General features: G+C 44.1%; 19 protein-coding genes, 4 tRNA genes and 3 rRNA genes. 7 read left to right on the top strand and 19 right to left on the bottom strand.

Annotated elements, in window-relative coordinates:
- The first annotated feature begins 130 nt into the window (after positions 1-130).
- On the top strand, positions 131-2053 hold the full coding sequence (locus NST15_RS02980) for an ABC-F family ATP-binding cassette domain-containing protein (RefSeq protein WP_108611739.1): 1923 nt from the start codon (positions 131-133) through the stop codon (positions 2051-2053).
- Positions 2054-2527: 474 nt separating this feature from the next.
- Here the strand turns inward: NST15_RS02980 and tsaD are convergent, their stop codons facing one another.
- From tsaD to NST15_RS02920, 12 genes are all read right to left on the bottom strand, one after another.
- Complete coding sequence (gene tsaD / locus NST15_RS02975; protein ID WP_336750498.1) at positions 2528-3556, bottom strand: tRNA (adenosine(37)-N6)-threonylcarbamoyltransferase complex transferase subunit TsaD; 1029 nt, start codon at positions 3554-3556, stop codon at positions 2528-2530.
- On the bottom strand, positions 3549-3977 hold the full coding sequence (gene rimI, locus NST15_RS02970) for a ribosomal protein S18-alanine N-acetyltransferase (protein ID WP_008344382.1): 429 nt from the start codon (positions 3975-3977) through the stop codon (positions 3549-3551). The genes tsaD and rimI overlap by 8 nt, the downstream gene beginning before the upstream one ends.
- Positions 3978-4002: 25 nt before the next feature.
- Entirely contained in the window at positions 4003-4692 is a 690-nt protein-coding gene (gene tsaB / locus NST15_RS02965; RefSeq protein WP_336750499.1) for a tRNA (adenosine(37)-N6)-threonylcarbamoyltransferase complex dimerization subunit type 1 TsaB, read from the bottom strand.
- Positions 4673-5149 (bottom strand): tRNA (adenosine(37)-N6)-threonylcarbamoyltransferase complex ATPase subunit type 1 TsaE, encoded by a 477-nt coding sequence (tsaE, locus tag NST15_RS02960; RefSeq protein ID WP_007496038.1) that lies wholly within the window; start codon positions 5147-5149, stop codon positions 4673-4675. The genes tsaB and tsaE overlap by 20 nt, the downstream gene beginning before the upstream one ends.
- Before the next feature lie 12 nt (positions 5150-5161).
- On the bottom strand, positions 5162-6139 hold the full coding sequence (thiL, locus tag NST15_RS02955; protein WP_048002239.1) for a thiamine-phosphate kinase: 978 nt from the start codon (positions 6137-6139) through the stop codon (positions 5162-5164).
- 278 nt (positions 6140-6417) lie between these two features.
- Positions 6418-6494, bottom strand: a tRNA-Asp gene (locus NST15_RS02950).
- A gap of 49 nt (positions 6495-6543) precedes the next feature.
- Positions 6544-6620: transfer RNA gene (locus NST15_RS02945), tRNA-Met, on the bottom strand.
- Positions 6621-6637: 17 nt separating this feature from the next.
- Positions 6638-6753 (bottom strand): 5S ribosomal RNA (gene rrf, locus NST15_RS02940).
- A 61-nt stretch (positions 6754-6814) separates the two neighbouring features.
- Positions 6815-9745: ribosomal RNA gene (locus NST15_RS02935) — 23S ribosomal RNA — on the bottom strand.
- Positions 9746-9926: 181 nt separating this feature from the next.
- Positions 9927-11475: ribosomal RNA gene (locus NST15_RS02930) — 16S ribosomal RNA — on the bottom strand.
- Together the 16S, 23S and 5S rRNA genes with 4 tRNA genes alongside form the textbook arrangement of a ribosomal RNA operon.
- 136 nt (positions 11476-11611) lie before the next feature.
- A tRNA-Gly gene (locus tag NST15_RS02925) sits at positions 11612-11685 on the bottom strand.
- Positions 11686-11700: 15 nt separating this feature from the next.
- Positions 11701-11777 (bottom strand) — tRNA-Arg (locus NST15_RS02920).
- Between the two features lie 369 nt (positions 11778-12146).
- Here NST15_RS02920 and gltP point away from each other — a divergent pair.
- Entirely contained in the window at positions 12147-13397 is a 1251-nt protein-coding gene (gltP, locus tag NST15_RS02915) for a glutamate-aspartate/proton symporter GltP (protein WP_024719154.1), read from the top strand.
- A 38-nt stretch (positions 13398-13435) separates the two neighbouring features.
- Here the strand turns inward: gltP and NST15_RS02910 are convergent, their stop codons facing one another.
- A complete protein-coding gene (locus NST15_RS02910) occupies positions 13436-14455 on the bottom strand; it encodes a S66 peptidase family protein (protein ID WP_342498837.1) in 1020 nt (339 codons plus the stop codon).
- A gap of 79 nt (positions 14456-14534) precedes the next feature.
- Positions 14535-15410, bottom strand: a complete 876-nt coding sequence (locus NST15_RS02905; protein ID WP_342498836.1) for a DMT family transporter — start codon at positions 15408-15410, stop codon at positions 14535-14537.
- A 295-nt stretch (positions 15411-15705) separates the two neighbouring features.
- Between NST15_RS02905 and NST15_RS02900 the strand changes: the two genes are divergently transcribed.
- Both NST15_RS02900 and NST15_RS02895 read left to right on the top strand, forming a co-directional pair.
- Positions 15706-16431, top strand: coding sequence for an AzlC family ABC transporter permease (locus NST15_RS02900; protein WP_007496390.1), 726 nt, complete (start codon positions 15706-15708; stop codon positions 16429-16431).
- On the top strand, positions 16428-16748 hold the full coding sequence (locus tag NST15_RS02895) for an AzlD domain-containing protein (protein ID WP_008346681.1): 321 nt from the start codon (positions 16428-16430) through the stop codon (positions 16746-16748). Before NST15_RS02900 ends, NST15_RS02895 begins: the two co-directional genes overlap by 4 nt.
- A 35-nt stretch (positions 16749-16783) precedes the next feature.
- Here NST15_RS02895 and NST15_RS02890 read toward each other — a convergent pair whose 3' ends face one another.
- Positions 16784-17446, bottom strand: a complete 663-nt coding sequence (locus tag NST15_RS02890) for an O-methyltransferase (protein ID WP_008346684.1) — start codon at positions 17444-17446, stop codon at positions 16784-16786.
- Between the two features lie 153 nt (positions 17447-17599).
- Positions 17600-17785 (bottom strand): CsbD family protein, encoded by a 186-nt coding sequence (locus NST15_RS02885; protein ID WP_058214390.1) that lies wholly within the window; start codon positions 17783-17785, stop codon positions 17600-17602.
- Positions 17786-18007: 222 nt separating this feature from the next.
- Between NST15_RS02885 and NST15_RS02880 the strand changes: the two genes are divergently transcribed.
- The gene (locus NST15_RS02880) at positions 18008-18439 is read left to right on the top strand and encodes a hypothetical protein (protein WP_017366694.1); all 432 of its coding nucleotides are present in this window, start codon (positions 18008-18010) and stop codon (positions 18437-18439) included.
- A gap of 246 nt (positions 18440-18685) precedes the next feature.
- Positions 18686-19237 carry a GNAT family N-acetyltransferase gene (locus NST15_RS02875; protein WP_342498835.1) on the top strand — a complete coding sequence of 184 codons (552 nt, stop codon included), beginning with the start codon at positions 18686-18688 and terminating at the stop codon, positions 19235-19237.
- Positions 19238-19241: 4 nt separating this feature from the next.
- On the opposite strand, the gene NST15_RS02870 is transcribed toward NST15_RS02875, so the two are convergent.
- A complete protein-coding gene (locus NST15_RS02870; protein WP_007496397.1) occupies positions 19242-19829 on the bottom strand; it encodes a LysE family transporter in 588 nt (195 codons plus the stop codon).
- Positions 19830-19943: 114 nt separating this feature from the next.
- On the opposite strand from NST15_RS02870, the gene NST15_RS02865 reads away from it, so the two are divergent.
- Entirely contained in the window at positions 19944-20498 is a 555-nt protein-coding gene (locus NST15_RS02865; protein ID WP_019743585.1) for an XRE family transcriptional regulator, read from the top strand.
- Positions 20499-20541: 43 nt separating this feature from the next.
- Here the strand turns inward: NST15_RS02865 and NST15_RS02860 are convergent, their stop codons facing one another.
- A complete protein-coding gene (locus NST15_RS02860; protein WP_008346693.1) occupies positions 20542-20835 on the bottom strand; it encodes a hypothetical protein in 294 nt (97 codons plus the stop codon).
- Between the two features lie 350 nt (positions 20836-21185).
- Positions 21186-22238, bottom strand: a complete 1053-nt coding sequence (locus tag NST15_RS02855; protein WP_017358431.1) for an LLM class flavin-dependent oxidoreductase — start codon at positions 22236-22238, stop codon at positions 21186-21188.
- Positions 22239-22252: the final 14 nt, after the last annotated feature.

Genomic DNA, 22252 nt, shown 5'->3' with positions numbered 1-22252 from the left:
GCTCCCTCACTCAAATCATACACTATTTTTTCCTATCTGTCTTTCATTTGACCATGGCAGCCGTATGTAAGATTTGCCGGTTTACTGCTGATAAGCTACACTTAACATATTATAGCAGAGGTGAAGTTACATGATGATTCTACAAGTGAATCAGCTGTCCAAATCGTTTGGCGCTGATACCGTTTTAACGAATATAAAATTGGAAGTCAAAGCGAGGGATCGTATTGCCATTGTCGGTCGTAACGGTGCAGGAAAATCCACGCTTTTAAAAATCATTGCCGGTCAAATGTCTTACGAACAAGGTGAGATCATCAAACCGAAAGACCTATCTATTGGATATCTAGCACAGCATACAGATGTGACGTCTACACGTACGCTAAAAGACGAACTACTATCCGTTTTCGATCATTTAAAAGAAATGGAACAAGAGATGAGAACCATAGAAGAGAAAATGGCTTCTTCCACAGGAACAGAATTAGATTCTCTAATGAAAACCTATGACAGGCTGCAGCAAGCATTTAAAGATCAAGGCGGCTACCAATATGAAGCAGATGTCCGCTCCATTTTACACGGACTCGGCTTTAGTCATTTTGAAGATCATACAACCGTCCAATCCTTAAGCGGCGGTCAGAAAACTCGTCTAGCGCTTGGAAAGCTATTATTGATGAAACCAGAACTCTTGATTTTGGATGAGCCAACCAACCATCTAGATATTGATACCTTATCATGGCTTGAGCAGTATTTGCAAAATTATACAGGAGCCATTCTCATCGTTTCCCATGACCGATACTTCTTAGACAAAGTCGTGAACCATGTATATGAAGTGTCAAGAACAGCGATGAAAAAGTTCGCTGGGAACTATAGTAAGTATCTTGATCAAAAAGCTGAGCAGCTAGAGCGTGATATGAAGCTGTATGAAAAACAGCAAGAAGAAATTTCGAAGCTTCAAGATTTCGTGGATCGCAACTTAGCAAGAGCCTCCACCACAAAGCGTGCTCAAAGCAGAAGGAAACAGCTGGAACGGATGGATCGTTTAGATAAGCCGTTAGGAGATGAAAAATCCGCAAACTTCCATTTCGATATTATGAGACAAAGCGGAAATGACGTGCTGAAGGTGCATGATCTCGATATTAGTTACGATGAAAAAACGCCGCTCCTCTCCTCCCTCTCTTTTCATATTAAACGGGAGGATAGCGTGGCACTCATCGGTCCTAACGGTATCGGGAAATCAACTCTTTTAAAAACCTTAACGGATACGTTAAAACCAGTAAAAGGCGATATCAGCTTTGGTTCTCATGTGACGATTGGCTACTATGATCAGGAACAAGCCAAGCTGACATCCTCCAAGAAAGTGTTAAATGAACTTTGGGATGATTATCCCCATATGACTGAAAAAGACATTCGGACTTGTTTAGGAAACTTCCTTTTTTCAGGTGATGACGTCTTAAAGCCTGTACATGCTTTAAGTGGTGGAGAAAAAGCACGACTTGCACTGGCAAAGCTGATGCTCCAAAAAGCCAATTTCCTCATTCTCGATGAGCCGACGAACCATCTTGATTTGGACAGTAAGGAAATATTAGAGAATGCACTAATAGATTATCCAGGCACCATCTTGTTTGTTTCACATGACCGTTACTTTATCAATCGCCTGGCAACAAAAGTTCTCGAGTTGTCACCAAATGAAACAAAAGAATACCTCGGTGACTACGACTATTATCTTGAAAAGAAAAACGAACAATTAGAGCTTGAAGCACTCCAAACTCAGGAGTCGCATAAAAAACAAGCAGAAAAACCAGTAGAAACAGCAAAACTTTCCTATGCAGAAGAGAAAGAACTTAAAAAGAAAGAAAGACAAAAGCAGCGCCGAATTGAAGAAATTGAAGAGCGTATCGCTGTCATAGAAGACAAGCTCGGTGAAAACGAAGAGCTTCTATGTGATCCTGCTATTTTCCAAGATCACGAGAAAGTACAAGCCATTCAAACAGAAAATGATGCGCTCAATCAAGAGATGGAATCACTTTTTGCGGAATGGGAAGATCTATCAGATGCATAAAGAGTGCCCTAACGGGTGCTCTTTTTTTAAGGTGTGAATCTTTATCCACAATGATACCCACAATAACATCTTGATTATTCTTAAATATTTTAAAGTTATCCACTTTATCCACAGTATTTTAATCACATATCCACATAAAAGATCACATTTATACACATTCTCTTCATTTTAAAACGAATTTTCTAACAATTGTGGATATATAACGTTTACATGTGAATAAATCGCTTTCATTTCAATAGAAAAAACCCCTGTGTGTCCACAGGAGTTCCAAATTGTTGACAAAGGGATAAAATGAATTTTATTTTAGCCCTTTGTCTTCTTTTCAGCTCAGCGTGATAGAAAACCTTTACAGTCTAGGAAGGACGAGTACTGGCGCGGAGCGAATTTGATATTCGTGAGCACCAGCACGCAGGACTGACACCGAATGCGAGGGTTTGTCTACACGCTGAAACTCCTGTATATCCACAGGAGTTCTTATTCATAGGAAACAAGCGGCAGTCCAGGTTGACCGTTCATTGCCATGTCGCCTCTTATTCCCTTTTCAAATGCAATGGTTCCCGCAGCAGCAATCATGGCTGCATTGTCTGTACAAAGAGACAATGGCGGAATCATGACATTCACTTCAGGTAGCTTCGCAAATGCTGAAGTAAGAGCTTCTCTAAGACCTTTATTGGCAGCAACCCCGCCAGCTAGAACGACTTGTTTCACACCATACGCTTCAGCCGATTTTAATGTCTTTCCGACTAGCACCTCAATCACGCTTTCTTGGAAACTTGCAGCCAAATCCTCAGGCGCAATGGTTTCGCCCTTTTGAGACGCATTGTGTAATGTGTTGATGACCGCTGATTTTAAACCGCTGAAGCTAAATTGATAGGATCCTTCTTCAAGCCATGCTCGAGGAAGCTTAATCGTTGGCTCCCCTTCATGTGCCAATCGATCAATGTGAGGTCCCCCTGGATATGGCAGACCCATTGTCCGAGCTACTTTGTCATACGCTTCTCCAGCCGCATCATCCAACGTTTCGCCAATGACCTCAAAAGACCCATGCTCTTTCATCAAAACAAGCTCAGTATGCCCACCAGAGACGACTAGAGCTAAACAAGGAAACACCAGTTCACCAACGAGCTGGTTCGCATAAATGTGTCCAGCAATATGATGAACACCTACAAGCGGAATTTGATGTGCGAAACTCAGTGCTTTGGCTGCATTGACACCTATCAAAAGTGCACCAACTAAGCCTGGACCTTCTGTCACAGCAATGGCATCTAAATCCTGAAAGGTCATATTGGCCTGCGTCATAACTTCTTCTAATACGATCGTCATTTGTTCCACATGATGCCTTGAAGCGATTTCTGGTACCACGCCGCCAAATCGTTTATGGCTTTCTATTTGTGAGGCGACAACATTCGCTACGATCTCTTTCCCATTTTTCACAATGGACGCAGCTGTTTCGTCACAGCTTGTTTCTATACCTAATATGAATCGATCTTTTTTTTCACTCATTTATCTTCACCCACATGACTAATGCATCTTCCCCGTTATCCGTATAATAATTCTTTCGAATAGAAGCTGGTTTAAAACCTAGCTTTTCATAAAGGGATTGTGCTGGCGTATTTGATACCCGCACTTCTAGTGAAAGATGATCTGTCTTTTTTTCTTTGCAAAATTCCATGACATACCGAAGCAGCGCTTCCCCGTATCCTTTTCCCCGGTGCTCAGGGAGAATCGCAATATTCGTAATTTGTGCATCATCCATGACAATCCAAACGCCGCAATATCCAACAGGCTGACCATCTTCTTCAATGAGGAAATAATGGCTGTATTGGTTATGGAGAATTTCATAGACAAACGACTCTTTTTTCCAAGGCGCTGTAAATGAATGCACTTCAATCGTATATACCTCTGGGATGTCCTCTACTGTCATTCTTCGCATCTCTACTGTGTTGAGATTATTTTTGTCCTTCAAGCCATTTCACTTCCGCTTCTGCCAAACGAATATAATTAGGAACAAGCTGATGGACATCTTCAGCAGGGCGGTCTGCCCCCAAAAATGCGAGCACTGAAGGTCTTGGGTTGTGAAATGCCTCGTCTGCTAAAACGGCGGTTTCTCCAAGTATGGAGAGTATATTCTCTTGATGAAGATGCACATCATGTCCAAGAAATAAAACAGGGTTCCCTTCCTTTTTCAGCTCTTGAAGCCAATCAGTGAGCAGGATATTTTGATCTGGTTTCACTTCTTTTATCTTTCCACCTTCAAATGTATATAACCCTGTATAAACTTGTCCTCTTCTTGCATCAAATATAGGAGAAATCATTCCATCAAAATATCGAGCATTTGCCGCCAGCGTTTCTAAACTTGAAACAGCAGCTATCGGAATAGACAGCGTCCAAGCAAGTGTTTTTGCAATGGTCACACCGATTCTAACGCCAGTGTAAGAACCGGGCCCTTTGGCTACAACAATTTTGCTTAATTCGCTCGGTCCTACGCCGCATTCTTTCATCAGTGCTTCAACTGTCGGCATTGCACGTACTGAATGATTCTTCTTTAAGTACGTAATACTTTCCCCAACCACAGTGTCATCACGAACAAGAGCTATTCCGAGTGTATGGTTTGACGTATCAATTGCCAGTATGGTCAATGTCTTTCATCTCCTTACAAAGGGCCTCATAACGCTCCCCTTTTGCATAAAACGTGAGATGACGTTCTTCTTCACGTTCTGTTCTCAGCATTTCAATTTTTAAATACGATGAAGGCAATTGAGGTTCAATGAGATGTGCCCATTCAACCAAACACACACCTTCCCCCTCAAAATATTCGCCCAGTCCAATATCTTCTTCCGCATCTTCCATACGATACACATCCATATGATAAAGTGGCAGTCTGCCATCCGTATATTCTTTAATAATTGTAAAAGTAGGGCTGTTGACGATACGGGTAATACCTAAGCCTTCTGCAAAACCTTTTGAAAAAGTCGTTTTACCTGCACCTAAGTCTCCTTCTAATGTTAAGACATCGCCAGGCATCACAAGTGTAGCCAAGGCAGCAGCAATTCGTTTCGTCTCATCCGCACCTTTTGTTGTCCACGTTAACTTCATGGTGGAGTCACCTCATTTCTTAAAATGATTATATCCTTTTTTCATTAAAATTGTTTGTTGATCATGGTCTTTTAAAATAACGCTGGACGCTCGATCATCTTTGACTTGTCCAATACGCGTGACCTGAATGTGTTCTTTTTTACATTGCGTCTCAAATCGCTTCCAATCCGTTTCAGGGATCGTACCAGTTAAGACAAAATCCTCTCCACCGAACAAGACCCATTCAAGCCACTCTTTATGTAACAACGGTAGATGTGGATGTTTTGGGAGCTGATCAGCTTCAATTTCAATCGTCACACGACTGGCTTCCGCTATTTCGTTTAACTCACTCGCTAATCCGTCACTCACATCATTCAAGGTCACCCGGGGGAAGCTTGAACAAATAAGGCCAGCAGCAATATGCGGCTGCGGCATTTTGTGTCGCTCTAGAAAAAAAGCAGTGTCAATCGAATGTGCAGCATTTACTTCATTCATTAAAAGGGATAGCCCAGCAGCTGATGAACCTAGTTCACCTGTGACAAAGACAACGTCTCCTGTCTGAGCACTATGACGGTAACAGGCTGTTCCCTTTGGAATCTCACCAATGACCGTTACTGTGATGACAAAGTCACTGCGGGTGGCTACTGTATCTCCACCGATTAAATCCATATGATATGTGTCAGCCAATGCTTTCATTCCCTCGTAAAATGATGCGACAATTGCTTCATCCCCATGAGGCGGGATCGCGATTGATACAAGATAATACTTAGGGGTTCCTCCCATGGCTGCGATATCACTGATATTCACTGCCAGCGCTTTAAATCCAACCTCAAAGGGTGTGGAAAAATCAAATCGAAAATGAACATGCTCTACCATTGTATCAACACAAACGACCTCTTCACAATGTGAATGAGGTTGATAAACACTAGCATCATCACCGATGCCCATGACCAAAGAACGCTGATGCGTTTCTTTTGGTGTAATTCGGCGAATAAGATCAAATTCATCCATAAAAGACAGCCCCTTCATACAATCAACTGATTTAGCAAACATGATGTCAGACACAGTTAGTATTAGTGTAGCGAATATGAGCCTCGGTTCCAACTAAAAACGATATAAAGAAAGCCTGGTATAAAAAAACCAGGCGTTGTTTGTTGAAGTCATGATCTTTTCTTATCACATTTAGTGTAGCCAAACACAAGGAGTTTCATTGCATCTAGGATACTTATTGAAAGAAAAAGACATAAAAAAAAACGAAACTATACGTTTTCGTTTACAAGTCATAAAAATGGCGGTCCGGACGGGACTCGAACCCGCGACCTCCTGCGTGACAGGCAGGCATTCTAACCAACTGAACTACCGGACCATTTTGGCTGTACTCAATGAGCACTCCCTATTTAATAGGTAAAATAATTTGGTTGCGGGGGCAGGATTTGAACCTGCGACCTTCGGGTTATGAGCCCGACGAGCTACCGAACTGCTCCACCCCGCGACGATATAAAATGACAAGCTTGGCGGCGTCCTACTCTCACAGGGGGAAACCCCCAACTACCATCGGCGCTGAAGAGCTTAACTTCCGTGTTCGGTATGGGAACGGGTGTGACCTCTTCGCTATCGCCACCAAACCTGATGGAGAGAATGTTCTCTCAAAACTAGATAACAATGTTCATTTTTCACATTAGAATATAGGTTAAGTCCTCGATCTATTAGTATCTGTCAGCTCCACGTGTCACCACGCTTCCACCTCAGACCTATCAACCTGATCATCTTTCAGGGATCTTACTTCCTTGCGGAATGGGAAATCTCATCTTGAGGGGGGCTTCATGCTTAGATGCTTTCAGCACTTATCCCGTCCGCACATAGCTACCCAGCGATGCCCTTGGCAGAACAACTGGTACACCAGCGGTGCGTCCATCCCGGTCCTCTCGTACTAAGGACAGCTCCTCTCAAATTTCCTGCGCCCGCGACGGATAGGGACCGAACTGTCTCACGACGTTCTGAACCCAGCTCGCGTACCGCTTTAATGGGCGAACAGCCCAACCCTTGGGACCGACTACAGCCCCAGGATGCGATGAGCCGACATCGAGGTGCCAAACCTCCCCGTCGATGTGGACTCTTGGGGGAGATAAGCCTGTTATCCCCGGGGTAGCTTTTATCCGTTGAGCGATGGCCCTTCCATGCGGAACCACCGGATCACTAAGCCCGACTTTCGTCCCTGCTCGACTTGTAGGTCTCGCAGTCAAGCTCCCTTGTGCCTTTACACTCTGCGAATGATTTCCAACCATTCTGAGGGAACCTTTGGGCGCCTCCGTTACATTTTAGGAGGCGACCGCCCCAGTCAAACTGCCCACCTGACACTGTCTCCCTGCCCGATAAGGGCAGCGGGTTAGAAGGTCAATACAGCCAGGGTAGTATCCCACCGATGCCTCCACCGAAGCTAGCGCTCCGGTTTCCAAGGCTCCTACCTATCCTGTACAAGCTGTACCAACATTCAATATCAGGCTGCAGTAAAGCTCCACGGGGTCTTTCCGTCCTGTCGCGGGTAACCTGCATCTTCACAGGTACTATAATTTCACCGAGTCTCTCGTTGAGACAGTGCCCAGATCGTTGCGCCTTTCGTGCGGGTCGGAACTTACCCGACAAGGAATTTCGCTACCTTAGGACCGTTATAGTTACGGCCGCCGTTTACTGGGGCTTCAATTCGCACCTTCGCTTACGCTAAGCGCTCCTCTTAACCTTCCAGCACCGGGCAGGCGTCAGCCCCTATACTTCGCCTTACGGCTTCGCAGAGACCTGTGTTTTTGCTAAACAGTCGCCTGGGCCTATTCACTGCGGCTTCTCGGGGCTTTAACACCCTAAGAAGCACCCCTTCTCCCGAAGTTACGGGGTCATTTTGCCGAGTTCCTTAACGAGAGTTCTCTCGATCACCTTAGGATTCTCTCCTCGCCTACCTGTGTCGGTTTGCGGTACGGGCACCTCTCACCTCGCTAGAGGCTTTTCTTGGCAGTGTGGAATCAGGAACTTCGCTACTAAATTTCGCTCGCCATCACAGCTCAGCCTTCACGGGAAACGGATTTGCCTATTTCCCAGCCTAACTGCTTGGACGCGGATATCCAATACCGCGCTTACCCTATCCTCCTGCGTCCCCCCATTGCTCAAATGGTGAGGAGGTGGTACAGGAATATCAACCTGTTGTCCATCGCCTACGCCTTTCGGCCTCGGCTTAGGTCCCGACTAACCCTGAGCGGACGAGCCTTCCTCAGGAAACCTTAGGCATTCGGTGGACGGGATTCTCACCCGTCTTTCGCTACTCATACCGGCATTCTCACTTCTAAGCGCTCCACCAGTCCTTCCGGTCTGACTTCACTGCACTTAGAACGCTCTCCTACCACTGTTCGTAAGAACAGTCCGCAGCTTCGGTGATACGTTTAGCCCCGGTACATTTTCGGCGCAGAGTCACTCGACCAGTGAGCTATTACGCACTCTTTAAATGGTGGCTGCTTCTAAGCCAACATCCTGGTTGTCTAAGCAACTCCACATCCTTTTCCACTTAACGTATACTTTGGGACCTTAGCTGGCGGTCTGGGCTGTTTCCCTTTCGACTACGGATCTTATCACTCGCAGTCTGACTCCCAAGGATAAGTCATCGGCATTCGGAGTTTGACTGAATTCGGTAACCCGGTAGGGGCCCCTAGTCCAATCAGTGCTCTACCTCCGAGACTCTTACCTTGAGGCTAGCCCTAAAGCTATTTCGGAGAGAACCAGCTATCTCCAGGTTCGATTGGCATTTCACCCCTACCCACACCTCATCCCCGCACTTTTCAACGTGCGTGGGTTCGGGCCTCCATTCAGTGTTACCTGAACTTCACCCTGGACATGGGTAGATCACCTGGTTTCGGGTCTACGACCACGTACTCATGCGCCCTATTCAGACTCGCTTTCGCTGCGGCTCCGCATCTTCTGCTTAACCTTGCACGGGATCGTAACTCGCCGGTTCATTCTACAAAAGGCACGCCATCACCCGTTAACGGGCTCTGACTACTTGTAGGCACACGGTTTCAGGATCTATTTCACTCCCCTTCCGGGGTGCTTTTCACCTTTCCCTCACGGTACTGGTTCACTATCGGTCACTAGGGAGTATTTAGCCTTGGGAGATGGTCCTCCCGGATTCCGACGGAATTTCACGTGTTCCGCCGTACTCAGGATCCACTCTGGAGAGAACAACATTTCAGTTACAGGGCTGTTACCTTCTTTGGCGGGCCTTTCCAGACCTCTTCGCTTATATCGTTCCTTTGTAACTCCGTATAGAGTGTCCTACAACCCCAAGAGGCAAGCCTCTTGGTTTGGGCTGTTCCCGTTTCGCTCGCCGCTACTCAGGGAATCGCATTTGCTTTCTCTTCCTCCGGGTACTTAGATGTTTCAGTTCCCCGGGTATGCCTTCTCATACTCTATGTATTCAAGTATGGATACTACTCCATTACGAGCAGTGGGTTTCCCCATTCGGAAATCTCCGGATCAAAGCTTGCTTACAGCTCCCCGAAGCATATCGGTGTTCGTCCCGTCCTTCATCGGCTCCTAGTGCCAAGGCATCCACCGTGCGCCCTTTCTAACTTAACCATTTCTTACTTTAGAAAGAATCACTATGTGTGATGAACTTTGCATTGCATTCAATGTGAATGTATTACTTATTGTTATCTAGTTTTCAAAGAACAATCCTGTCTCGCTAGAGACATGTTTGAAGGAATGATCCTTCAAAACTAAACAAGACGAAAACGCACGCTGCTCCATATATCCTTAGAAAGGAGGTGATCCAGCCGCACCTTCCGATACGGCTACCTTGTTACGACTTCACCCCAATCATCTGCCCCACCTTCGGCGGCTGGCTCCATAAAGGTTACCTCACCGACTTCGGGTGTTGCAAACTCTCGTGGTGTGACGGGCGGTGTGTACAAGGCCCGGGAACGTATTCACCGCGGCATGCTGATCCGCGATTACTAGCGATTCCAGCTTCACGCAGTCGAGTTGCAGACTGCGATCCGAACTGAGAACAGATTTGTGGGATTGGCTAAACCTTGCGGTCTCGCAGCCCTTTGTTCTGTCCATTGTAGCACGTGTGTAGCCCAGGTCATAAGGGGCATGATGATTTGACGTCATCCCCACCTTCCTCCGGTTTGTCACCGGCAGTCACCTTAGAGTGCCCAACTGAATGCTGGCAACTAAGATCAAGGGTTGCGCTCGTTGCGGGACTTAACCCAACATCTCACGACACGAGCTGACGACAACCATGCACCACCTGTCACTCTGTCCCCGAAGGGAAAGCCCTATCTCTAGGGTTGTCAGAGGATGTCAAGACCTGGTAAGGTTCTTCGCGTTGCTTCGAATTAAACCACATGCTCCACCGCTTGTGCGGGCCCCCGTCAATTCCTTTGAGTTTCAGTCTTGCGACCGTACTCCCCAGGCGGAGTGCTTAATGCGTTAGCTGCAGCACTAAGGGGCGGAAACCCCCTAACACTTAGCACTCATCGTTTACGGCGTGGACTACCAGGGTATCTAATCCTGTTCGCTCCCCACGCTTTCGCTCCTCAGCGTCAGTTACAGACCAGAGAGTCGCCTTCGCCACTGGTGTTCCTCCACATCTCTACGCATTTCACCGCTACACGTGGAATTCCACTCTCCTCTTCTGCACTCAAGTTTCCCAGTTTCCAATGACCCTCCCCGGTTGAGCCGGGGGCTTTCACATCAGACTTAAGAAACCGCCTGCGAGCCCTTTACGCCCAATAATTCCGGACAACGCTTGCCACCTACGTATTACCGCGGCTGCTGGCACGTAGTTAGCCGTGGCTTTCTGGTTAGGTACCGTCAAGGTGCAAGCAGTTACTCTTGCACTTGTTCTTCCCTAACAACAGAGCTTTACGATCCGAAAACCTTCATCACTCACGCGGCGTTGCTCCGTCAGACTTTCGTCCATTGCGGAAGATTCCCTACTGCTGCCTCCCGTAGGAGTCTGGGCCGTGTCTCAGTCCCAGTGTGGCCGATCACCCTCTCAGGTCGGCTACGCATCGTCGCCTTGGTGAGCCGTTACCTCACCAACTAGCTAATGCGCCGCGGGTCCATCTGTAAGTGACAGCCGAAACCGTCTTTCATCCTTGAACCATGCGGTTCAAGGAACTATCCGGTATTAGCTCCGGTTTCCCGGAGTTATCCCAGTCTTACAGGCAGGTTACCCACGTGTTACTCACCCGTCCGCCGCTAACATCCGGGAGCAAGCTCCCTTCTGTCCGCTCGACTTGCATGTATTAGGCACGCCGCCAGCGTTCGTCCTGAGCCAGGATCAAACTCTCCGAAAAAGTACAAAACCGAAGTTTTGTTTTTCGTCAGCGTTTGACTGACTACCTATGAAGTATCATAGGATTTTTTTATAAAAACTCGAATTAACAGGTACGTTTTGTCTTGTTTAGTTTTCAAAGATCATTTTTTTCAAAATGGAGCGGGTGATGAGAATCGAACTCACGACATCAGCTTGGAAGGCTGAGGTTTTACCACTAAACTACACCCGCGTGGTTAAATGTTATTGGCGCGCCCGAGAGGAGTCGAACCCCTAACCTTTTGATCCGTAGTCAAACGCTCTATCCAATTGAGCTACGGGCGCTTAATCAGGCGACTTAATTATCTTAACATATCGTTTTTATTAAGTCAACATCTTTTTGAAGTTTGTTTGTCGTATCTGTCTGAGCATCAGCGTTTCAGATGCGTCATCAGCGACGAATAAAAATATACCATGGATCATACAAAAGGGTCAATACATTTTTCTAAAAAAGTTTCATGTTTTTTAAGAAGTGCTCTTTTGTTAGATAAATAGAGTTTCAATCGCCCTAATTTCATTTCTTTCTTCATAATTCTAATGATTCTTAAATAAAATCTTTCTAAATCCAAAGGAGGACAAAACATGGTCACCTAGAATTTTTATTTATTGGAAAATTCTTAATTTTTTCCATGCATTTAAAGGAGGTAGGAGATGATGAAAAAGTTTGTCGCTTTTCAAATCATGATCGCTTTGGTGATAGGAGCTCTTATCGGCCACTTCTTCCCTGATTTCGGAATGGCACTGCGGCCCATTGGGGATGGCTTTATCCGATTGATTAAAATGATTGTAGTCCCTATTGTTTTCTCTACGATTGTCATCGGCGCAGCTGGCAGCGGTGGAATGAAGAAAATGGGCAGTCTCGGATTAAAGACAATCATTTGGTTTGAGGTCATTACGACCATCGTTCTTGGAATCGGACTTTTATTGGCCAACGTGTTAAAGCCAGGCGTTGGACTCGATTTCTCTCAATTAGCTAAGAAAGATATTGGGGAACTCGATGGTTATACTCAAAAGGTCGTCGATTTTAAACAGATGGTTTTAGACATCATTCCAACCAATATCATCGATGTCATGGCTCAGAATGATTTACTAGCAGTGATTTTCTTCGCTATTTTATTCGGTGTAGCCGCAAGCGGCATTGGGAAGGCTTCCGCTCCTGTCCTTACCTTCTTTGAATCAGTAGCACAAATTATGTTTAAGCTCACACAAATGGTCATGGTGACAGCTCCTATTGGAGTTTTAGCATTAATGGCAGCTTCTGTCGGACAATACGGCATTGTTTTACTAATCCCTATGATGAAACTTGTTGGCACTGTCTTCTTAGGATTGTTTATTATTCTATTTGTTTTGTTCCCTCTTGTCGCACTGATCTTCCGTTTTAACTACTTCGAAGTGTTGAAAATGATTTGGGATTTGTTTTTGGTTGCCTTTTCTACTACAAGTACAGAAACTGTTCTTCCACAGCTCATGTCACGGATGGAGAAATACGGCTGTCCAAAAAGAATCGTTTCCTTCGTCATCCCGTCAGGTCTTTCTCTTAATTGCGATGGTTCAAGTTTATATTTATCGGTTTCCTGTGTGTTTCTTGCACAAGCGTTTGGTGTCGATATGAGTTTATCACAGCAGCTCCTCATGATGCTTGTCCTTGTTTTAACAAGCAAAGGCATTGCAGCTGTCCCGTCTGGGTCACTTGTCGTTCTTTTGGCAACAGCTCATGCAGTAGGTCTGCCAGCAGAAGGTGTCGCTATTATCGCCGGGGTTGACCGGATTATGGATATGGCTCGAACAGGCGTGAATGTTCCTGGACATGCGGTTGCCTGTATTGTCGTTTCTAAATGGGAAAAAGTATTCCGAGAGTCTGCATGGGAAGTTCCAAAAGCAGGTGAAGAAACAAAAGGAATGTAATGTTATTTATGAAGGAAAGGGGTCGCTCTTTCCTTTTTTCATGGCAAAAATGTCTGCTTCAGCACGGCTTTACCTTCTTGTTGCAACTGCACCTCCGCATATGCTCCGTTAATGAGGGTCATTTGAGGCGGTACGTGTCCACAATCAATATCGTAAACAATCGGTATTTGTAATTCCTTATGCAATTCTTCATATAGATCCGTATATTCATATCCTTCCACAGGAGTGTCCACTGCACTCCTGCCAAACATGATGCCAGAGCACTGATCAAACCAGCCTGCTAGTTTTAATTGAACAAGAGACCTCTTCATGCTCGCAGCATTTAATTCACAGTTTTCAAAATACCATAGAATGGGTTCACCTTTCAGGTATGTTTCTTGAAAAGCTTTGACATCTCCAAAAGGCGTGCCAGCTAAGTGCCGGATCACATCAATACAGCCACCCATCAGTCTTCCCTTCATCGTCGTCTCTAAGTGATCAACAGTACGCCATGCGGTTGGTTCGGTTAAATGAAAGACATGTATACTTGGATGGTCATACTGCCATTCCTTTTGATACATATCAGAAGAAAATTGAGTAACGTCCTTTTTCTCTGGAGTGGAAAGTATTTGTTCCCACATAGCCGTCACCTGATCAAGCTCTTCCCCCTGAAGATCCACAAGGTTCGGTCCATGCGCTGTCGCAATGCCTGTGTTTAATGTCAAAGCTAATAGAAGGAGACTTGTATCTGAGTAACCAAGAATCCACTTTTTTTGCATCACTGAGAAATCAAGATGCTCTAACACTTCAATAAGCAGCTGTCCGCCCCATGGCGGGATGATGTGGTCAATCTCATGACAAGTCATCATCCACTGTAACTCATTTGCTCGCTTGATTGCAGGGGCTGATTTCGCTTTTTCCTGCTGCCATACTGTCTCTCCACATATGACTTCATAGCCTCTTTTTTTCATCCGATCGCAAGACAGTTGAAACATCTCATGCAAAGAGGGTTGTACACCTGAGGACGGTGCTGTCACCCCAATCGTTTGTCCTTTTTGCAAAAATGGATACTGGATCATCCTGCTCACCTCCACCTTCTATGAATCTCTCATCTATTCATTGTAAAGAAAATTCCCCTTCTTCAAGGGGAATCTCATCTTACTCTCTCTGACGCAGGACAGTATATACACCTGCGAAAATACACAAAATCCCAACAAACGAACGTAAGCCCATCTCTTCACCTAGAAGCAGCCATCCAAGGACCGTACCAACGATTGGTTGAAAGAAGAAAAACAGACCACCGCTTGAAGCGTCCATCAGTTGAAGCCCTCTATTCCACAAAAAGAAAGCAAGGGCCGTTGAGATGATACCTAGATACAGAATGCCGCCCCATATTTCCGGTCTTGCCATTTGCTGCACATCAAGATGAGGCAAACGAAACAAGACAGGTGGTGTTAATACGATAAAGGCCACAATGATCGCATATGTTGTCGTCACTACTTGAGGATACTTTCCTGGTACTCGTTTCAAAAGAACAGACATCAGCGCCCATGTTAATGCAGCGATCATCAGCGAAAGACCGCCAACAAACTCATCCGTTTGAACAGCGACAGGCCCAATCATCGTCAGTACACCTACTGTAGCAAGCAGAATGGAGACACACTTTCTCACTGTGAATGATTCTTTTAATAGAAAGAAAGCGAAAAGCACCATAAAAGCAGGTGTGGCCGATGTGATGACGGCACCCATTTGTGCAGACGTATACATTGTGCCAATTTCTTGGGTCACGATCGATAGAAAGTTGCCAATCAATCCAATCGACACAATCAGCGGGATATCCTTTTTGTCTAACCGAAAAGAGTAGCCCAAACGCCAAATCGTGAACACAAGAACGACTCCAGCTACTGCATATCTCATCCAGACGAGCTCAAGTGGCGGGACAACCGTAACTGTTACTTTGACCACTACATACATACCGCCCCAAATACTAGCAGCTAACGCTAAGTAGAGGGCTCCTATATATTTTCCATTCATTTTTTCCCCTCCGTTACTGGATATATTCACTGCGATATCCACAAACGGAGATCACTCTCCGTTATGGACGGAGGTGATTTGGTACATCATGTTCAAATAAAGGCTTCCATTGCATATCAGTCACCCCAATTGTGTTTATTTTCTGATTACTTTATAACAAAATCTGGTTCACTTCAATCCTTTTTATCGCCATGTTTCTTCATATAATAGAAGTTCAATAGGATTGACATGATGAATTCGTTTTCTTATAGTAAGTAAAACAATTGATGTTTACACAGAAAAGGAGTAGAGGTATTTGGATGTTGAAGCTAGGAAACACATTCCCACTGCCGGAAACGAACCGTTTCTTGAGGGAATAAAAGATTGTGTGCCAACCTTGCTTGGTTATATGAGCATTGGGTTTGCCTTTGGAATTGTTGGCATTAGTTCGCAGTTAAGTATATGGGAGATCGCGCTGTTATCTATCTTTATTTATGCTGGCGCTTCACAGTTTATCATCTGTGCATTACTTGTGACAGGAAGCCCTCTTTCCGCTATTATTTTCACCACGTTCATTGTCAATTTACGGCATTTGTTACTCAGCCTTACGCTTGCCCCCCATTTTACACGCTACTCTGTAAAGCAGAACATCGGATTTGGTCTTCTGCTTACTGATGAATCCTTTGGCGTAGCGATGAATAAATTAGCACAGCAAGGAAAATTGAATAACAGATGGATGCATGGACTGAACATTACAGCTTATTTATGCTGGATTGCTGCGTGTACACTTGGCGGAATATTCGGACACTGGATTTCAAATCCAGAGGCGCTTGGTCTTGATTTTGCCCTATCCGCGATGTTTGCTGCGCTGCTCATTCTTTCTTTACAGACGGTGCCAAAAAATAAGCTCACCCATCGCTTATCACTTGTTTTATATATGTTTGTTGCGATGTTTGTGCTGCTTCATTTTGTTCCTTCACACGTGGCTGTTTTGTTGGCAACTGTGCTTGTTGCCACTATTGGGGTGGTGACAGATAAATGATTAGCAGTTTTATGTTATGGCTCATTCTTGGCTGTATGATTGTGACCATCATCCCAAGAGTCGTTCCATTTTTATTTGTAAGGAGTATACAGATGCCAGAAGTGGTGCTCAAATGGTTATCGTTTATCCCCATTTGTATATTTACTGCTTTGATTGCAGAGCATCTATTCATACATACTACAGCAGGCGTCACCATTCACTGGATGTACCTTGCTGTCTTGGTTCCAACTGTGTTAATCGCTGTTTGGACAAAAAGCTTGTCCCTCACCGTTCTAGTAGGCGTCATGCTGATGGGCACAGCTAGATGGTTTTTCTAATAGAAAAAGCTTAACCGGATGCGGTTAAGCTTTTTTCATTTTACGATACCGTATACAAAGCCGTCATAGCCTTTTTCGCCAACAGTTTGAATAGCGGTTGCCTCAATTCTCGACTCTTGTTTGAGTAAATCGAAGAATTCACGAGTTCCCTTCACTCGCTCATCTTGATCAGAGGCATGAAGAACTGCTCCATTTCTGACCACATTGTCTGCAATAATGACTGTTCCCTTTTTTGAGAAGTGTAACGCCCACTTCAGATATTGCGGGTTGTTTGGTTTGTCTGCATCAATGAAAATCAAATCGAACGGGAGCGTATCCTGCTCTTTTAACTGAGATAAAGTATCTAACGCTTTTCCTTGTAAAATGGTGACACGTTCTGCTAGGCCTGCTCTGTCTATGTTTTGCTGTGCTGTTTCTGCATGATGACTGACAGCCTCTAATGTCATGAGTTCTCCATCCGCTTCAAGTGCACGGGCAAGCCAAATGGTACTATAACCGCCAAGTGTACCGATTTCTAAAATGCGCTTTGCACCCTTGGTTTTTGCTAACAAATAAAGCAGTTTTCCTTGGGCCGGCGACACATCTATTTCTGGTAATCCGGCTTGCTTATTCTTGATAAGAGTTTGCTCCAATACGTCATCTTTAGCCATCAATTTGTCTTTGATATACTCGTCAACTTTCCCCCATACTTGCTCCAAGTCATCCATCTCCCTTGTTCATGTCTTCTATTTAAAGTCTACATGACGGAAGCGAGAATTTATAATCAATTCTTTTCACACACCTATTCATTTTATTGATGAAAGGAATGGGATGATGGATACATGGGGCAAGTACCTGTAAGTATGTGCAAACTAGTGATTCAGCTTATTTTTCACGTCACCTTTTTTATCTTGAAGCTTTCCTTTTACTTGATCTTTCTTTCCTTCTGCTTTCAGGTTTTCATGATCTGTCGCTTCGCCAAGTTTTTCTTTCATTTGACCTTTGACTTGATTTGTTTTTCCTTTCGCTTTATCCATATGTCCATTTTGTTCACTCATTTGTTCCACCTCCACGTTTGATACTGTTTATTTAGCCTTTTTGCACATGACAAAACATCTGAGTGTGCTGTGTGGACGTTTCAGTGATTAGACGAAAGGGTGGTCGTCAGATCGATGTATTCGTGAATACATGTTTACTGTTCGTATTTGAACTACCACGAATATTAATAAGTTGCTATGGAAATCTTATTAATAGAAATATAAGAAAGGATGAAAAGAATAATGACTGATACAAATGACAATGAGCAGAATATCATTTGGAAAGAATATGAAAATGAAAACGGAGGAATATATCGAGTTGGCTATGTGGAAGATGAGCCTTTAGATGATGAAACGCAAAATCGGGTTTCAAATAAGAAACCTTTTAGTATTTCTGTAAATTGGCCTGTAAAAAACTCAGCGGTTCAAAAAACTAGTAATGAAGTAAAGCAAACAGCAGCCATTACAGAATATGCTTTATATGATCGAAATCCATATCATAGCCCTCGTAAAATATTCAAATACCGCCTGATCATCACTAATACTGAGCATTATGATTACTATTTTAAAGACGAATCGGGCGATAACTATGAATTGAACACTTTTTGGAATTGCACACATTACCTCGATTACAATTCAGAGGCACCAAATATAATCCGGATTGAAGGTACATGAGATTTGATTTCGGACAACAATCTAAAAGGATTGTTTATCTAGAAATCTAAAAATGTGAAACTTTTTATTATTTACATTGAGATTGTAGAGAAACTCATGTTTTTCTACAATCTTTTTTATTATTAAATCATCTGAGAAGGGTAAGATCTACGCCATGACACCAAAAAGAACCAAACATCTGAGTGTGCTGTGTGCGCGTTTCAGGTATGATAGACATAATGGAATGAAAGGTTGGTGGTCTGTTCAATGATCATTTCTGAAAGTATGTTCACTGTACGTGGTGTGACTTATCGTATTCGATCTGCTGCATTAGCAGATGCCAAACAGTTATCAGCTCTCAGACTGAAAATCGATGGTGAAACCGAATATTTAGATCGCGAACCGGGTGAAGCTTTTATTGATGAGAAAGGGTTCGAGGCGTTGATTCAAGAGGATTCCAAGGAATGCCGTCATCTCTTTTTAGTTGCAGATATTGAAGGAGACATTGTCGGTTTTTCAAGATGCGAAGGGCATTCTCTTAAGCGCTCTGCTCACAAAGTAACGTTTGGCGTCGCCGTACAGAAGGCCGCTTGGGGCTATCACATCGGGAAAGAACTTTTAGCTGCATCGATTGACTGGGCAGATCAGCAAGGCATTCAAAAGATGTCACTTCAAGTAATGGAAACCAATCAAAAAGCCATTCGTTTATATGAACACTATGGCTTTGAGATTGAAGGCTTGTTAAAAAAAGATAAACGGCTGGCGGACGGCATGTATTATGATACGGTTGTGCTGGGCAGGCAGCGGCCAGTCTCCTGACCGCTTACATGACATAACTCCAGATCATCGAAATCGCACTATACATAAGCAGCAGCCCCATGACGAACTGGAACGGCCGCTGATAAAGAGTCAAAAAACGCTTGAATACAGAGCCAAATAAACTCCAGCTAAATGTGCCTAAAAAACCAATGATGGCGAGAATCAACGTCAACAACATGTATTGCATATTGGACTGTCCATACGGCAGAACAAAAGTGGAAATGACGGTTAACCCATACAAGATGGCTTTCGGATTAATAAATTGCAGCAGCATCCCCGGGATAAAATGATTATAGCGGTCTAGTGTTTCGTCATCTCCGCCTTTACTTCTCATGATTTTGACAGCTAAATAGATCATGTAACCGGCTCCAATGAAAGCCATGACCCAGCCGATTTTCGGCATGACTTGATAAAGAATCATATTGAAAAAACCGCTCAAACATAAAATGACCAAAAATCCGATCCCAACCCCTAAACAAAATCGAAATGTTTGCTTGACCCCATATTTATTCGTAAAGACCATCGCCATGATATTATTCGGCCCAGGGGTGAAGCTGGTAACAAAAGCATAAATCAACATGGAAACAATCAAATCGTTACCTCCTTTTCATACGTTATTTAGACTTAAAAGTCTTTATTGCGTATATATTACGTTTTATTGTACTATTCAGTCGTTATAAAGTAAATGAAGAAAGGAGTTTTTTTGATGGAGGATGTACAATCGATTATTGCTAGAAATGTCAAACTGCTAAGAGAGCAAAAGAAATTAAGCCTAGAAAAGATGGCTGAGGTAACAAGTGTGAGTAAAACGATGATTGGGCAAATCGAAAGAGGAGAATCCACACCGACCATCACCACTCTGTGGAAAATCGCCAATGGGTTGAAGGTGTCTTTTAGTGAACTCATATACGCACCGCAGCCTGAGATTAAGTTTGTGCGAAAAGAAGACGGACAAGTTTTAACCGAGGACGAGGGAAGGTATCGGGTATATACGACGTTCCCATTTGATGACCTGAGAAAATTTGAAGTCTATCAGGTAGAAATTGATCCTCATGGGTCGTTAAGTGCGGAAGAACATATCGGCGGTACAGAGGAATTGATTACCGTGTTTGAGGGAGCACTTGATTTATCGATCGGTGATGAGCAATACACATTACAAGCTGGCGACTCGATTCGGTTTAAAGCTGACCGTGCCCATGAGTATAAACAATCAGGAGAACAGATGGTCCGGCTGCAAATGATTCTTTATTATCCCCATTAAAAAAAGCTGACAGGCTTGTCCACCTGTCAGCTTTACATTTTATTTAATTAAATCCTGGATCGCGTACAACCGTTCCAGTAAAGGTAACTCTATATTTTCCTAAACCTAACTCTTCAATTGACGATTGATAGAGAATACCGACCCATCCATCCTTTGCATATGTAATACTTGATGGGATGTTTGACGTCGTATATGTTCTCGTTTCCGAGACGGTTCGACTTGCTTGTACCGTAACTTCACTGTTTACTTTCCCCTTCGCTTCTACCGGGACAGCGGTGACACCCGCACCCGTTAAAACAATTGCTCCAACCAAAACAGAAGTTATGACCTTTTTCATACAAAAATCCCTCCCTTTTTTTGTTGAACATATTAACCATACCATAATTTAGAACTTTCGTAAGTTATTTTTTCATTTTTTTGAAAATTATGATATGATTGTCTTATACTGGATAGAGGGTGTTACATACTTCTATGCTTTTATCCTCATCTCGTTTCTAGTGAAACAATTGATAACGGAGGTGATTTCATGAAAAAATGGCTTATCTGTTTTCAACTTGTTTTCCTCTTCACCTTGACGGCCACACCATTTGCTTCTGCTGCTTCATGCCCTACAGTGAAACCATGTGTTATTGATCCTTAAGCATAAGAAAAAGTCGATCAAGCCTATTCCCTTGATCGACTTTTTTGTTATGCTTGTTCGGCTTCCCAGCGGGCAACCTCTTCTCTTACTTTAGGAGCCACTTCTTTTCCAAATAACTCAATAGCTTTCAGCACTTGATCATGCGGCATCGAACCGACCGGTACGTGCAGCATGAAGCGCGTAATGCCTACATTTTTTCGCAGATGAATCACTTTCTCTGCCACGGCATCTGGATCTCCTACATACAATGCACCTTCTAATGTTCTTGCTGCATCGAATGTAGAACGGGTATAAGGTCCCCAGCCTCGTTCTCTTGCTAATGTATTCATGACATGCTGTGTAGAAGGGAAGAATTGATCTGCTGCCAATTCTGTTTCCTCCGCAACAAATCCATGTGAATGGGATGCCACCGTTAATTTCTCAGGATCATGTCCAGCGTGAATCGCAGCTTGCTTGTAGAGCTGCACTAGCGGTGCGAACTGTCTAGGGCTGCCGCCAATAATGGCAAGGACAAGTGGTAATCCTAATAATCCAGCACGTACGACAGATTCTCTGTTTCCTCCACTGCCAATCCAGATGGGAAGCGGATCTTGAACAGGTCTTGGGTATACGCCGACATCCTGAATGGCTGGACGGTGCTTACCGCTCCACGTCACACGCTCTGACTGCTGTAATTTCAACAGTAAATCTAGTTTTTCTTCAAATAATTCTTCATAATCATCTAAGTCATAGCCAAAAAGCGGGAACGATTCAATAAATGATCCGCGGCCAGCCATGATCTCTGCACGCCCATTAGAAAGGCCATCTAATGTCGCAAAATCTTGAAACACACGAACAGGATCTGCCGATGAAAGAACAGTTACGGCACTTGTCAGACGAATATTCTTTGTTTGCGTTGCCGCAGCTGCTAATACGACTGCTGGATTTGATGCGGCGAAATCTTCACGATGATGCTCTCCTACACCAAAAACGTCGAGACCCACTTGATCTGCTAAAATAATTTCTTCTACTACTTCACGAATACGCTGTGCGTGGCTGACTGTTTTTCCTGTTTGAAAATCAGGTGTTGTTTCTACAAATGTACTAATTCCTAGTTCCATGAATGGAACCCCCT

Origin of the sequence: Bacillus sp. FSL R5-0820, from assembly GCF_038593385.1 — a bacterium.
Taxonomy (GTDB): domain Bacteria; phylum Bacillota; class Bacilli; order Bacillales; family Bacillaceae; genus Bacillus; species Bacillus altitudinis.
Note: the sequence above shows the minus strand (reverse complement) of the source record. Positions and strands in the feature narration are given on the sequence as shown.

Coding starts and splice junctions, on each gene's coding strand:
- NST15_RS02980 (WP_108611739.1), top strand. CDS start 131: ATGATGATTCTACAAGTGAATCAGCTGTCCAAATCGTTTGGCGCTGAT.
- tsaD (WP_336750498.1), bottom strand. CDS start 3,556: ATGAGTGAAAAAAAAGATCGATTCATATTAGGTATAGAAACAAGCTGT.
- rimI (WP_008344382.1), bottom strand. CDS start 3,977: ATGACAGTAGAGGACATCCCAGAGGTATATACGATTGAAGTGCATTCA.
- tsaE (WP_007496038.1), bottom strand. CDS start 5,149: ATGAAGTTAACGTGGACAACAAAAGGTGCGGATGAGACGAAACGAATT.
- thiL (WP_048002239.1), bottom strand. CDS start 6,139: ATGGATGAATTTGATCTTATTCGCCGAATTACACCAAAAGAAACGCAT.
- gltP (WP_024719154.1), top strand. CDS start 12,147: ATGAAAAAGTTTGTCGCTTTTCAAATCATGATCGCTTTGGTGATAGGA.
- NST15_RS02910 (WP_342498837.1), bottom strand. CDS start 14,455: ATGATCCAGTATCCATTTTTGCAAAAAGGACAAACGATTGGGGTGACA.
- NST15_RS02905 (WP_342498836.1), bottom strand. CDS start 15,410: ATGAATGGAAAATATATAGGAGCCCTCTACTTAGCGTTAGCTGCTAGT.
- NST15_RS02895 (WP_008346681.1), top strand. CDS start 16,428: ATGATTAGCAGTTTTATGTTATGGCTCATTCTTGGCTGTATGATTGTG.
- NST15_RS02885 (WP_058214390.1), bottom strand. CDS start 17,785: ATGAGTGAACAAAATGGACATATGGATAAAGCGAAAGGAAAAACAAAT.
- NST15_RS02880 (WP_017366694.1), top strand. CDS start 18,008: ATGACTGATACAAATGACAATGAGCAGAATATCATTTGGAAAGAATAT.
- NST15_RS02875 (WP_342498835.1), top strand. CDS start 18,686: ATGATCATTTCTGAAAGTATGTTCACTGTACGTGGTGTGACTTATCGT.
- NST15_RS02865 (WP_019743585.1), top strand. CDS start 19,944: ATGGAGGATGTACAATCGATTATTGCTAGAAATGTCAAACTGCTAAGA.
- NST15_RS02860 (WP_008346693.1), bottom strand. CDS start 20,835: ATGAAAAAGGTCATAACTTCTGTTTTGGTTGGAGCAATTGTTTTAACG.
- NST15_RS02855 (WP_017358431.1), bottom strand. CDS start 22,238: ATGGAACTAGGAATTAGTACATTTGTAGAAACAACACCTGATTTTCAA.